The organism is Candidatus Brevundimonas colombiensis, assembly GCA_029202665.1.
Lineage (GTDB): Bacteria > Pseudomonadota > Alphaproteobacteria > Caulobacterales > Caulobacteraceae > Brevundimonas > Brevundimonas colombiensis.
The window spans coordinates 1,184,382-1,196,981 of record CP119326.1; the positions used below are offsets into that span (position 1 = coordinate 1,184,382).

13 protein-coding genes are annotated in these 12,600 nt (G+C 68.4%); 5 read left to right on the forward strand and 8 right to left on the reverse strand.

All coding sequences use genetic code 11. The annotated features are described in order from the left end of the window. Positions 1–54: 54 nt before the first annotated feature. Both P0Y50_05550 and folE read right to left on the reverse strand, forming a co-directional pair. The gene (locus tag P0Y50_05550; protein ID WEK41069.1) at positions 55–1,212 is read right to left on the reverse strand and encodes an acyltransferase; all 1,158 of its coding nucleotides are present in this window, start codon (positions 1,210–1,212) and stop codon (positions 55–57) included. Positions 1,213–1,275: 63 nt separating this feature from the next. Then, positions 1,276–1,860 carry a GTP cyclohydrolase I FolE gene (gene folE, locus P0Y50_05555; GenBank protein WEK41070.1) on the reverse strand — a complete coding sequence of 195 codons (585 nt, stop codon included), beginning with the start codon at positions 1,858–1,860 and terminating at the stop codon, positions 1,276–1,278. A gap of 123 nt (positions 1,861–1,983) precedes the next feature. Between folE and fliQ the strand changes: the two genes are divergently transcribed. From fliQ to P0Y50_05575, 4 genes are all read left to right on the forward strand, one after another. Beyond that, positions 1,984–2,247 carry a flagellar biosynthesis protein FliQ gene (gene fliQ / locus P0Y50_05560; GenBank protein WEK41071.1) on the forward strand — a complete coding sequence of 88 codons (264 nt, stop codon included), beginning with the start codon at positions 1,984–1,986 and terminating at the stop codon, positions 2,245–2,247. Between the two features lie 11 nt (positions 2,248–2,258). Further along, positions 2,259–3,044, forward strand: coding sequence for a flagellar biosynthetic protein FliR (fliR, locus tag P0Y50_05565; protein ID WEK41072.1), 786 nt, complete (start codon positions 2,259–2,261; stop codon positions 3,042–3,044). Beyond that, a complete protein-coding gene (flhB, locus tag P0Y50_05570) occupies positions 3,037–4,113 on the forward strand; it encodes a flagellar biosynthesis protein FlhB (GenBank protein ID WEK41073.1) in 1,077 nt (358 codons plus the stop codon). The genes fliR and flhB overlap by 8 nt, the downstream gene beginning before the upstream one ends. 62 nt (positions 4,114–4,175) lie before the next feature. Further along, a complete protein-coding gene (locus tag P0Y50_05575) occupies positions 4,176–6,227 on the forward strand; it encodes a response regulator (GenBank protein WEK41074.1) in 2,052 nt (683 codons plus the stop codon). A 21-nt stretch (positions 6,228–6,248) separates the two neighbouring features. Here the strand turns inward: P0Y50_05575 and P0Y50_05580 are convergent, their stop codons facing one another. From P0Y50_05580 to P0Y50_05590, 3 genes are all read right to left on the reverse strand, one after another. Then, positions 6,249–7,064, reverse strand: a complete 816-nt coding sequence (locus P0Y50_05580) for a protein-glutamate O-methyltransferase CheR (GenBank protein WEK41075.1) — start codon at positions 7,062–7,064, stop codon at positions 6,249–6,251. Next, on the reverse strand, positions 7,061–7,438 hold the full coding sequence (locus P0Y50_05585) for a response regulator (protein ID WEK41076.1): 378 nt from the start codon (positions 7,436–7,438) through the stop codon (positions 7,061–7,063). The genes P0Y50_05580 and P0Y50_05585 overlap by 4 nt, the downstream gene beginning before the upstream one ends. Positions 7,439–7,529: 91 nt before the next feature. Beyond that, positions 7,530–8,201 (reverse strand): histidine phosphotransferase family protein, encoded by a 672-nt coding sequence (locus P0Y50_05590; protein WEK41077.1) that lies wholly within the window; start codon positions 8,199–8,201, stop codon positions 7,530–7,532. A gap of 96 nt (positions 8,202–8,297) precedes the next feature. Between P0Y50_05590 and cysQ the strand changes: the two genes are divergently transcribed. Continuing rightward, the gene (gene cysQ, locus P0Y50_05595; protein ID WEK41078.1) at positions 8,298–9,140 is read left to right on the forward strand and encodes a 3'(2'),5'-bisphosphate nucleotidase CysQ; all 843 of its coding nucleotides are present in this window, start codon (positions 8,298–8,300) and stop codon (positions 9,138–9,140) included. A gap of 9 nt (positions 9,141–9,149) precedes the next feature. Here cysQ and P0Y50_05600 read toward each other — a convergent pair whose 3' ends face one another. From P0Y50_05600 to P0Y50_05610, 3 genes are all read right to left on the reverse strand, one after another. Further along, positions 9,150–10,373, reverse strand: coding sequence for a hypothetical protein (locus P0Y50_05600; protein WEK41079.1), 1,224 nt, complete (start codon positions 10,371–10,373; stop codon positions 9,150–9,152). 119 nt (positions 10,374–10,492) lie between these two features. Then, positions 10,493–10,831 carry a hypothetical protein gene (locus tag P0Y50_05605; GenBank protein ID WEK41080.1) on the reverse strand — a complete coding sequence of 113 codons (339 nt, stop codon included), beginning with the start codon at positions 10,829–10,831 and terminating at the stop codon, positions 10,493–10,495. Positions 10,832–10,940: 109 nt separating this feature from the next. After that, positions 10,941–12,572, reverse strand: a complete 1,632-nt coding sequence (locus tag P0Y50_05610) for a peptide chain release factor 3 (GenBank protein WEK41081.1) — start codon at positions 12,570–12,572, stop codon at positions 10,941–10,943. Positions 12,573–12,600 lie beyond the last annotated feature (28 nt).

Consider the following 12,600-nt stretch of genomic DNA (forward strand, 5'->3'; position numbering starts at 1 on the left):
ACGGCGACCTTGGGGTTGAGGATCGTCAGTCGCCAGGGCGACCTGGGAGGCGGGCTAACCGTCGATGGAGATGACCGGGCCAAGCTCGGGCTGGCGCTGGCCGCGCCGGGCGCTGCGGCGTTTCAGCCAGCCTCTGATGCGGGTCTGGATCGGGTTGTCGATGGCGAAGTGGAAGGCGAAGGCGAAACCCACGGCCGCCGCGACGCCCAGGCCCCACAGGCCCCATTGCGCGGCGACGGGCAGGGCGAAGCGGGCCTCCACGGCGTTGACCACGCCGAACCAGGCGATGCGGACCACCTCGTTGGAGATGAACATGGAGAAGGAGACCATGGCGGCCGTCTCGACCACCTTGGAAGGCCGCTTCACCGGCACGGCGCCGGCGGCCAGGATGATGATCGAGATCAGCGCCAGGGCGATGAGGGCGTGCTTGTCGTGAAGCTCCAGGGCGAAGAAGCCGATGGCGGCCAGGACGCCTGCCCAGCCGGCCAGGCGCGGCGCGATCCAGACCTTCTGGGCGAACCAGGCCAGGCACATTCCCAGGAAGAACAGGGGCAGGGCCCGCACGATGCCGTAGCCCATCGGCATCTGATAGACGGGATAGCCGAGGAACGACCAGCACAGCTGATTGGCGGCCAGATAGACGCCGACGCCGATCGCCAGCGCCGACCACGGCCCCAGCCGCATCAGGCCGCGAATGATCCAGGGAAAGGCCAGGTAACAGCCGATCAGGGCCGAGATCGACCATGTCGGCGCGTTCCAGCCCAGGCCGCCATGCACGCCATACGACTGCAGCAGCAGCAGTTGGGCGGGCAGTTGGTCCCAGGCGAACCATTCGGGATTGCGCGGCGGGACGCCGGCCGCGGTGGCCAGCAGCACGAACCCGACCAGCGACAGACCCATGATCAGATGGGCCGGAACCACGCGCAGGAACCGCTTCAGGAAGAAGTCGCCCGGCGACATCCGCCCCTTGTCCACCGCCGCCCCATAGACGCGCATCAGCACATAGCCGCTGTCGATCAGAAAGAAGTTGGTCAGCAGAAAGCCGCCGCGCTCGAAGATCGGATTGATCACATGCGCCAGCGGTTCAGGTCCCGCGGCCTGGAAGTGATGCAGGATGATCAGGAAGGCCACGATGAAACGCAGCGCATCCAGCCATCCGCCGCGCGCAATCCGAACTGTCTCATTGCGGGTCGAAACCAGGGACCAGGGCATCGTCAGCGCCTCCTCTGGTCCGTCAGACGCAAAAGCTGCGCCAGTTCACCCGTGGGTGGAAAATCAGCCGCGCACCAGTCGCAGGAATTCTTCGCGCGTACGGGGATCGTCGCGGACCACGCCGATCAGGTGGCTGGTCGACAGGCTGGCGCCCGGCGCATTGACGCCGCGCAGGGTCATGCAGGAATGCTCGGCCTCGATGACCACGCCGACGCCATGCGGGCGCAGCACGGTATGGATCGCCTCGGCGATCTCGGAGGTCATCTTTTCCTGGATCTGAAGCCGTCGGGCGAAGCCGCGCACCACCCGCGCCAGCTTGGAGATGCCCACGACCCGGTCGGTCGGCAGATAGGCGACATGCGCCTTGCCCACGACCGGCAGCATGTGGTGTTCACAGAAGCTGACGAAGCGGATGTCCTTCAGCACCACCAGCTGGTCGTAGCCGCCCGTCTCCTCGAAGGTCTTCTCCAGATAGGACAGCGGATCGACCTCATAGCCCTGAAACAGCTCGCGATAGCTCTTGGCCACGCGGGCGGGGGTTTCCAGCAGGCCCTCGCGCGAGGGATTGTCGCCCGCCCATTCGATCAGGGTGCGCACGGCGGCTTCGGCTTCGGCCTGGGTGACTTTGGGGGAGCGAACGTCGGTCATGGTCGGCTACATAGACACAAGCGAAACGGAAGGGGAGGGGCTGCGTCGCGAAGGCGCGGGTTAGCGGCCTGTTAACCATCCTGTCGGCATTTTCTGCCCAGTGATTTGCAGGAGCGCAGGCCGATGAACGGCGCCGAAGTTCTGGACGTTGGCCGCGACGCCATCTGGCTGACGATCCAGCTTTGCCTGCCCGTCCTGCTGGTCGGGCTGGTGGTCGGCGTGGTGATCGGCCTGTTCCAGGCCCTGACCCAGATCCAGGAGCAGACCCTGATCTATGCGCCCAAGATCATCGCCATCTTCGTGTCGCTGATCCTGTTCCTGCCGCTGATGGGGGCGCTGCTGGGCGGCTTCATGCGTCAGATCGCGGCCCGCATCGCGGGGATGTAGCGGAGGCGCCTATGGACTCCTGGGCAACCGCCGATCAGGTCTGGGCGGGGGGGCTGATCTTCGCCCGGATCGCGGCGATCCTGATGCTGATCCCCGGCTTCGGCGAGACCTATGTGCCGCCGCGCGTGCGGCTGTCGCTGGCGCTGGTCATCAGCCTGGCGCTGTGGCCTGTCGTGCGCGGCGCCCTGCCGGGCCTGCCTGACAGCCTGGGGCTGATGGTCGGCTGGATCATCCGCGAGGTGGTCGTCGGGCTGATGATCGGCCTGTTGCTGCGCATGTTCATGGCCGCCCTGTCGACCGCCGGCGAGATCGTGTCGCTGCAGACCACGCTCAGCTTCGCCCAGACGGCCAACCCCATGCAGGCCCAGCCGGGCACGACCATCGCCGCCTTCCTGACCCTGCTGGGGGTGACGCTGCTGTTCGCCACAGACACCCATCACCTGTTCATCGCCGGCATGGTGGGATCCTATCAACTGATCGCCCCGGCCAAGCCGCTGATCATGGCCGACTTCACCCAGATGGCGGTGCGGACCCTGGGCGACAGCTTCATGCTGGGGGTTCAGCTGGCGGCCCCGGTCCTGGTCTTCGCCCTGATCTTCAACCTGGCGTCCGGTCTGGTGGCGCGGGTCATGCCGGCCTTCCAGGTCTATTTCGCCGTCGCCCCGCTCAGCGTCATTCTGGGCCTGTCGATCTTCGCCCTGAGCCTGGGCGCGCTCGGCGTCATCTTCATCGACCGATACCGCCGTGTGGCGGAGTATTTCGTGTTCGGCGGTCCGGGGGGAGGCGCCGGTGGCTGAAGGCGCCGATCCCGAATCGAAAACCGAAGAGGCGACCCCGCGAAAGCTCGAGGACGCGCGAAAGAAGGGCGACGTCGCCAAATCGCCGGACGTCGCCCAGGTCCTGTCCCTGGCGGGGGCGGCGGCGGTGATCCTGATGACCGGCGGCTGGTTCGCCTCATCCATCGCCGAACAGATGCTGCCCTTCATCGCCGCCCCGCACCAGATGCTGGGCGCGCTGAACTCCGGCGCGGGCAATCAGATCATGGTGCGGGCGGTCTGGGCCGTCGCGCCCTTCCTGGGGGCGGTCATGCTGGCCACCATCATCGGCGGCGCGGGCGGCAATCTGGCGCAGTCGGGCCTGATCTTCACCGCCGAGAAGCTGAAGCCCAAATGGTCGGCGATCAGTCCGTTGCAGGGGTTCAAACGCCTGTTCGGCCCCGACGGTCTGGTGCAGTTCCTCAAGACCTTGCTGAAACTGGTCGCCGTCTGCCTGATCTGCTGGATGGTGCTGAAACCGCACGCGCGCGAGTTCGAAAATCTGGTCGCCGTCAGCCCTCTGGCCATACTGCCGCTGGCGCGCGACATGGCGATCTCACTGTTCGTTTCGGCCATCATCCTGCTGGGCGCGACGGCGGGGGCCGACTTTATCTGGCAGAAGATGCGCTTCGCCAAGCGGATGCGGATGACCAAGGAAGAGCTGAAGGAAGACTACAAACAGTCCGAGGGCGACCCGCACGTCAAGGCCAAGCTGAAGCAGATCCGCATGCAGCGCAGCCGCCAGCGGATGATGGCCAATGTGCCCAAGGCCACCGTCATCGTCACCAACCCGACCCACTATTCGGTGGCCTTGCGCTATGAGCCGGATCAGGGCGACGGCGCCCCGATCTGCGTGGCCAAGGGCGTCGACGCCCTGGCCATGCGGATTCGGGAAGTGGCGACCGAACACGGCGTGCCGATCGTCGAAAACGTGCCCCTGGCCCGCGCCCTCTATGCGACGGTCGAGGTGGACGAGGTCATTCCGCGCGAACATTTCGACGCCGCCGCCAAGATCATCGGCTTCGTCTTCCAGTCGCGTGCGCGTCGATAGGGCGGCGGTAAGGGTGCGTCAGGATTTGAGCGTATGATGAAGTCCTTGATTCGCGAGGCCGTATGACGTCCACCCGCCGTTCTCCATTCGATCTGTTGTCCGCCGTGATGGCGTTCGGCGTCGTCGTGGCGATCGCGTCCCTGGCCTATCCGGCGTTTCGCGACAATCCGACCTCGGCACCGGGGCTGATGCTGATCCTGACGGTCGGGGCGATCGCCTTGATCGGCCTGTTCGGCTTTAGGCGGGCGGCGAACGCCAGGCCCAATAGTGATGCGACGATAGAAATGCTGGACGCCATGGCCGAGCCGGCGGCCGTGGTGTGGGATTCGGGGCAGATCCTGGCCTTCAACGCCGCCTGGGCCGAGGCCAACGGCTCCACGACCGCCCTGCCGCGCGGCAAGTCGGCCCAGGCCCTCTACATGGCCTTCGCCCAGGCTCGGAAGGGCGAACCCGGTCGCGCCATCGTCCTGATCGGCAAGCGGGAGGTCGAGGTGGTGATCGGCCGGGTCGGAGAGGGGCGGTTCCTGATGCGGGCGGCGCCGGACGCGGTCCTGCCCATCGCTTCGTCTCACATGGTCTCGACAGCGGCCGCCGTGACCGGAGAGGCGCGGGCCATGGCCGCCGGCGCGCCGTTCGGCTCGGCCGTCATCGGCGGCGACGACCTCTTCGCCGGGCGGGCGGAAGAGGCCAATCCGGCGCTGGCCGTCCTGACCGGCCCGGCTGCGGCGCGCGACGCCGCCTTCGGCCATCTGTTCGACCCCGCGGGCGTCGCGGAGGCGCGGGCCAAGCTGGCGGCCGGATCGTCCGGCCCGGTCGAACTGGTCGCGCGCGCCTATCCCGACAAGATGCTTCACCTGTATGTCGCGCCCGAGGGCGAGCGCCGCCGGATCTGGCTGTTCGACGTCTCGTCGCAGAAGTCGATGGAGCTTCAGCTCAACCAGGCCCAGAAGATGCAGGCCGTGGGCCAGCTGGCGGGCGGGGTGGCGCACGACTTCAACAATCTGCTGACCGCGATCCAGCTTCAGCTGTCGGGCCTGTTGGAGCGCCACCCGGTTGGCGATCCGTCCTATGAGGGGCTGAACGAAATCCGCCAGACGGCCATTCGCGCCGCCGATCTGGTGCGCAAGCTGCTGGCCTTCTCGCGCAAGTCCACGGTGCGGCGCGAGCGGCTGGACCTAGGCGAACTGGTGGGCGAGTTCGCCATCCTGCTGCGTCGGCTGCTGCGCGAGGACGTGCGGCTGGAGACCGACTACGGCCGCGATCTGCCGGTGGTTCTGGCCGACAAGTCCCAGCTGGAGACGGCTGTGATGAACCTGGCCGTCAATGCTCGCGACGCCATGCGCGGCGTGGTCGAGCCGGGGTCGGGCGTCGTCACCATCTCGACGCGGCGTCTGACCGCCGAAGAGGCGCGCGGCCTGGGCTGGGCCGATGCCCCGACCCACGAGGTCGCCCTGATCGAGGTGTCCGACAACGGTCCCGGCGTGCCGCCCGAACTGCTGGACAAGATCTTCGAGCCCTTCTTCACCACAAAGGCGGTCAACGAGGGCACCGGCATGGGCCTGGCCACCGTCTATGGCATCGCCCAGCAGGCGGGCGGCCATATTGCGGTCAGCAATGTCGAAGGCCCGGACGCCAGGATCGTCGGCGCGGCCTTCCGCCTGTTCCTGCCCGCCGCCGGCGAGGCGGAGCTGGCCGAGGTGCAGCCGGTCGAGGTCAAGGTCAAGGCGCCGCGCGACCTGTCCGGCGCCGGCCGCATCCTGTTCGTGGAGGACGAGGACGCCGTGCGCGGCATCGCCGCCCGCCTGCTGCGCCAGCGCGGCTATGAGGTGATCGAGGCGGCGGACGGCGAGGAGGCCCTGCTGCTGGCCGAGGAGCACGCCGGCCAGATCGACATGATGATCTCGGACGTCATCATGCCCGGCCTGGACGGTCCGTCGCTTCTGAAGAAGGCGCGGCCCTATCTGGGCGACGCCCCGGTCATGTTCATCTCCGGCTATGCCGAAAGCGATTTCTCGGACCTGCTGCAGGACGAGACGGGCGTGTCCTTCCTGCCCAAGCCGCTGGACATCAAGACCCTGGCCGAACGGGTGAAGCAGGAGCTTCACGCGGCCTGACGGCGGCGTGCTGCGCGCGGGTCAGGCGGCGCGTCGCAGGGCGGACGGCGCCTTCACATACAGGCCGCGTCGGCCGTTGACGGGACGGAAGGCCACCGTCTCGCCTTCCAGGCGTTCGTCGGCGCCCAGGAACAGGCAGCCGTCGTCCACCAGCCGGCGCTCCAGCCCGTCCAGCAGCCGCGCGCGCCGCGCCGGCTCCATGTCGCTCAGCACGTTGCGGCAGAAGATGACGTCGAAACGGACGTCGTCGGTCGGCTCGTCCAGCAGATTGGCGCGGCCGAACCGCACGGCGTCGGCCAGTTCCGCCTTGACGATCCACTGGTCCTCCATCGGCTCGAACCAGCGCAGCATGGTCCGGGCCGTCAGGCCGCGCTGGATTTCGAAACCGGTGTAGAGGCCAGAGCGCGCCTTCTCGATGGCGCGTTGCGACAGATCGGTGGCGATCAGATCGACGGCGGCGTCCGTCTCCAGCGCCGCCATGGCGATGGACCAGGCTTCCTGGCCGGTGGAGCAGCCCGCCGACCAGATCCTGACGCGGCCGTTGGGGCGGGCCTTGGCCAGCGCCGGCAACAGCTCGGCCTCCAGAATGCGGAACGGCTCGCGGTCGCGCCGGAACCAGGTCTCGGCGTTCAGCAGCGCTTCGATCACCGCCCAGGCCTGGGAGGCCACCGGACTGGCCCACAGATTGGCCAGCAGCGCCTCGACATTGGCGTATCCCTCGCGCCGCGCCACCGGCCCCAGGCGATGCTCGGCCAGGTGGATGCGATCCCGCGACAGGCGATAGCCGGCGCGGGTGGCGAGAAGGGATTGCAGCTTGTCGAAATCGTCCGGCGTCATGCGGCGATCGCTCCGACCTCCATTAGCTTGGACTGCAGGATTTCACCGTCGAAGGGCTTCATCACATAGTCGTCGGCGCCGGCGGCCAGGGCCTCGGCGATCCGTTCGGGCCGGGTCTCGATGGTGCAGAACAACACCTTGGGCCGATCCCCGCCGGCGGTGGCGCGCAGGCGGCGCAGGAAGGTGATCCCGTCCATCACCGGCATGTTCCAGTCGACCAGGACGACGTCGGGCATGGCCCCGATGCAATAGGCCAGGGCCTCGGCGCCGTCGGCGGCCTCGTCGACCTCATAGCCCAGGCCCTCGATGACCCGACGCGCAACCTTGCGGATGATGCGGCTGTCGTCGACGATCAGGCAGGTTCGAAAATTCATGGCCCTCTCCTCGATGGCGCGGCGCACTCGTTCCCTGGATTCGGGCCGATTATAGCGCTGATGCCAGTTAACGAGTCGTTTGGAAACGGCCTCAGGCGGGCATCCGGGCGACCAGGGCGACCTTTCCGTCCTCAACCTTGACGTGCAGCGCGCCGCCGGCCTCGGTTACGGTCAGCCAAAGCCAATAGGGCTGGATCCACTGGCCCGCCAGGCCTTCGGTCAGGCGTTCGCCCGCCAGTCCCACGACGGCCTCGGGCTTCAGTCGCGCGCGGGCGCCCTCGGCGAAGCCCTCCAGATAGAGGAACCCCTCTTCCGTCCGCGTCTGGATCACCGCCGCGCCGCCCATCGGCAAGGCCCCGACGGTCAGATAGGCCAGATTGGTCAGGGCGCGCGCCTGGGGCTTGGAGAACTCGCCGTCCGCTATGCGCCAGTCCAGCGACGCCCGTCCGCCCTGGGTCATGCCGACCAGCAGATGCTCCAGCTCGCGCGCCGTGAACCGCTCGCTGGTGGTCGCGGCGCCGAACGCCACGCGGGCGTAATGGACCAGGGCGACCATCTTGCGGGCGCTCTGCTCGATCAGGGCCATGGCGTCGTCGCGCATGTCCTGAGCGGCCGGATCCTGCATCAGATCCAGACCCGAGACGATGGCGCCGGACGGGCTGATGAAGTCATGGCACAGCTTGGCCGCGACATAGGTGGCCAGTTCGGTTCCGTCGACGGGAAGGTCGATCGGAGCGGCGTCGGCGGCGTCGGTCAGGGTCATGGCGGCTGGAGCACTCAGGTCACAGTTCGTATCGCGCGCGAAGTTGACGTGATTTGCCGGTTCATGGAACCGCCCGGATGGTCTATCGACCCGCCCATGACGACCGCCTCCTCCTCTGTCCCGTCCCACGTCGATCTCGAGCGCGATCTGAAGTCGGGCGCCCTGTCCCTGGCCATCGCCGAGATCGCGGAGGAGGCCGCGCGGCTGATCCTGCCCTATTGGCGGGCCGGCACGCCAGTCGAGACCAAGTCCGACGACAGCCCCGTCACCCAGGCGGACCGCGCGGCCGAGGCCCTGATCCTGGAACGGCTGGCGGTCGCCTATCCCGGCGTCCAGACCGTGGCTGAAGAGGCGGTGGCCGAAAGCGGCGCGCCCGCCTCGGCCGACGACTGGTTCTGGCTGATCGATCCTCTGGACGGAACACGTGGGTTCGTGCGCGGGGGCGAGGCCTTCACCGTCAATATCGCCCTGGTCCACGCCGGCTATCCGGTGGCCGGCGTCGTGACGGCGCCCGCGACCTCGACCACTTGGCGCACCGACAGGCCCGAGGGCGGCGCCTTCCGGCGTCAGTTCGGCGCCCTTCAGGCCGGGGAGGCCCATGCCGGCGAGGACTGGCGTCCCATCCGCGTGCGCGACCGTCCTCGCGAGGGCCTGGCCCTGTTGAGCCATAGCGTCACCGATGAAGAGGCGGCGCGTCTGGCGGCCCGTCATGGCTGCACGAACTGGCAGGGTACCGATTCCTCGCTGAAGTTCTGCCTGATCGCCGAGGGGCGGTTCGACGCCTATCCCCGCACCGGCCCGACCTCGGAATGGGATACGGCGGCGGGCCAGGCGGTGCTGGAGGCGGCCGGCGGCCGCGTCCTGGCCGACGAGGGTCAGCGGCTGAGCTACGGCAAGCCCCGGTTCCTGAACGGCGCCTTCGTGGCCATGGGCGGCTGAGGCGCGCCTCTAGCTCCGCGACGTGGTCAACAGGCTGTCCGCCCGTTCGGCCAGAACATCCACGCCCCGTTCGCGCGCCGTCATCGCCGCCTCGCCCAGGATCAGCCCCAGGCCGCCGGCCTCGACGCCCGTTAACCGGCGGCGCGACAGCTGAATCTCGGCCATGCCGATCTGATCCGCAGACCAGTCCAGCGGCGTCGCCTCCGTCATCCGGGCGCGTAGCCGCGTTTCCAACGTCATCAGGGCCGCCAGGTCGCCGACCGCCTCGGCCAGGGCGACTTCACGGGTGATCCGCCGCTCGCGCACCAGGGCGCCCAGCACCAGCTCCCGGCCCTGGGTCAGGCTTTCCGCCTGGGCCAGCAGCATCAGCGACTGCGCCGCGTCTCCGGCGTGCAGAATCTGGATGGCGACCCAGTCCAGGGGGCTGTGGTCCGGGGTGAACTGGTCGGCGGCGGCGTCGAACATGGTCCGCGCCTGAGCCCGCGCCGCCTGATGTCCCGCCACGGCCGCCAGGGCCGACAGACCGGCGCCGCAAAGCGCCAGCGCCCGCGCGCGCGTCAGCGGTCGATGATCCGGCGAGGCGATCTCGACCAGGGCGCCCAGGCTGCGACCCGCCTGGTCCAGCAGACGCACGTCGCGCCGCACCACGCCCGTCTCCAGGGTCAGGGCGGCGTGATCCATCCTCAGGTCCAGATCCTCGGCCGCATCGCCCTGAACCGCCGCTTCCATCAGCCCGCCCGCCTCGGCCAGACTGTCGATGTCCCCAGCCAGCCGCGCCATGCGGGCCTTCAGCCGGGCATGGATCGCCGCCAATGTGGAGGCGGCGCGCCTGCCGCGCGGGCGACGAACGCTGGCCAGCCGCGCCAGGGCCTGGTCCAGCCGTTCCGGTCCGCCGCACAGATCGAAACGCAGCATGGCCGCCGCGGCGCCGTCCGCCGCCGCCAGCGCCCTCTGATCCTCGTTCGCCGCCGACCGCGCCAGGCTGTCGGCGCAGCGGTCCGCCCGGTCCAGGCTTTCGGCGGCGCCCGTCCGCCGGGCGTGTTCGCGCCACAGGGCGGCGGCCCGGTGTTCGATCTCGAACGGTCGGTTGCAGGACACCCGGCCCGCATCGATGGATTCGCGCAACGCCTCGGCCCGCAGCAGGTCGGGACCGATCAACTCGACCCAGCCCAGGTCTTCGCTCTCTCTCGCTTGGGCGAAGAGTTTTCGAAGATCGCGGCCGAATTCGAACATGCGCTGGACCTCTGTAATCCCGCTTCGAGACGCAGACTGCGTCTCCTGCGGCGTCCAATGCAAACGCAGCGCCGCCGAAGCGGTTCGGTCGGTCTTATCCACAGACGCGGTTGTGGGCCTCAGCCCAGGTTCGGCGTCTTCTGCTGGCAGCGTAGCAGGGTGGCCCTGGCCTCGGCCGCATCGCCGTTCAACTGGCGTACGGCGGCGATGCGGGCGCGGGTCTGGTCGGCCTCAGCAGCGGGGGCGGGCTTGCCGGCGACGGTCGCCGCCTGCATCGCCGCCAGCGACCAGTAAAGCGCCGCGTCGTAAAGCCTGCGCCCTTGCGCGCTTTCGCTGCCCTCCAGTTCCGACGCCGCCTGGGTCAGACCCGCGCACCGCACGGCCTCGTCATAGGAGATCAACCCCACGGACGGTGCGGCCTGCAGCATCAGGGCGGCGCTGGTTAGGGCGAACAGCAAGGGCATCGGTCCTCCGGCGCGATGGCGCCCGACATCCGACCATGGCCCAGACGCGGGGCCGAATAAAGTCCGAAGCTGCGCCGTGCGCCGTGCGGCGGTCCGGCGCGTCTCAGCCGCGTTCCTTGGTCTTGGTGAAGGCGATCTTGGGGAAACGTTCGCCGACATAGCCGGTCTCCCAGCTGGACTTGGCCAGGAAGACCGGGGCCTGGTCGATGTCGCGCGCCATCTGCGGCCGGTATTTGCCGCTGAAGTCCTCGACATCCGCCTCCGTCCCGCCGATCCAGCGCGCCTCGGCGTAGGGGCTGGGTTCGAAAATGACGTCCAGACCATATTCCTCGCCCAGACGGTCGGCCATGACCTCGAATTGCAGCTGGCCCACGGCGCCGACGATGAAGTCCGAGCCGATCTCGGGCCGGAACAACTGGGTCACGCCTTCCTCGGCCAGACCCTCCAGCGCCTTCTTCAGGTGCTTGGCCTTCAGCGGGTCTTTCACCCGGACCCGTTGCAGGATTTCGGGCGCGAAGTTCGGCAGGCCCGCGAACCGCACCACGCCGCTTTCCGACAGACTGTCGCCCACCCGCAGCACTCCGTGGTTCGGAATGCCGATCACATCGCCCGCAAAGGCGTCGTCGGCCAGTTCGCGGTCACTGGCGAAGAACATGATCGGCGCATTGACCGACAGCGACTTGCCGGTGTTCTGCACCTTCAGCTTCATGCCGCGCTTGAAGGCGCCCGACGCCATGCGGAACATGGCGATCCGGTCGCGGTGGTTGGGGTCCATATTGGCCTGGACCTTGAAGACGAAGCCGGTGACCTCGTTCGATCCCGGCTCGACCTCGGTTTCGACCGGGGCGGGGGCGTTGCGGGTCTCTGGCGGGAATTCCTTTTTGGCCTTCATGACCTTGGGCGCGGGTGCCCAGTCGCCGATGGCCTTCAGCAGTTCGTCGATGCCGAAGTGACGCAGGGCCGAGCCCCACAGCACGGGCGTCAGATGCCCTTCCAGGAAGGCCTGACGGTCGAACGCCGGATAGCCGCCCTCGACCAGTTCGACAGCTTCGGCCAGGGAGTCCTGCTCGCCCGCCTCGAAATACTGCGCCGCCTGATCCAGCGGCAGGGCGGCGGGGTGGCCGGGGTCTTCGGCCGAGCCGGCGATCTTGCGGGTATAGGGCTGGAACCGGCCGGTCCCGACCTCGACCATGCCTCTGAGACGATTGCCGCTCTCGGCGGGCCACCAGATCGGCGCCGGGTCCAGTTGCAGCCGTGACGCGATGTCGTCCAGCAGGGCCATCGGGTCCTGGGCCTCGCGGTCCAGCTTGTTGATGAAGGTGATGATCGGAATGTCGCGCAGGCGGCAGACCTCGAACAGTTTCAGCGTCTGCGGCTCGATCCCCTTGGCGGCGTCCAGCACCATGATGGCGCAGTCGGCGGCGGTCAGGGTGCGATAGGTGTCTTCGGAAAAGTCCTCGTGCCCCGGCGTGTCCAGCAGGTTGAACATCTTGCCGTCGTGCTCGAACGTCATGACCGAGGCGCTGACGGAAATCCCGCGCTCCTTCTCGATCTTCATCCAGTCCGAGCGCGTTCGCCGGTTCTCGCCGCGCGCCCGCACCGCGCCCGCCGCGCGAATGGCGCCGCCGGCCAGAAGGATATGTTCGGTCAGGGTCGTCTTGCCCGCATCGGGGTGGGCGATGATGGCGAAGGTCCGGCGGCGCGCGGCTTCTTCGGGCAGGGTCAGTGAGGACATGGCGCGCGACTACCCCGCCGCGCGCCGA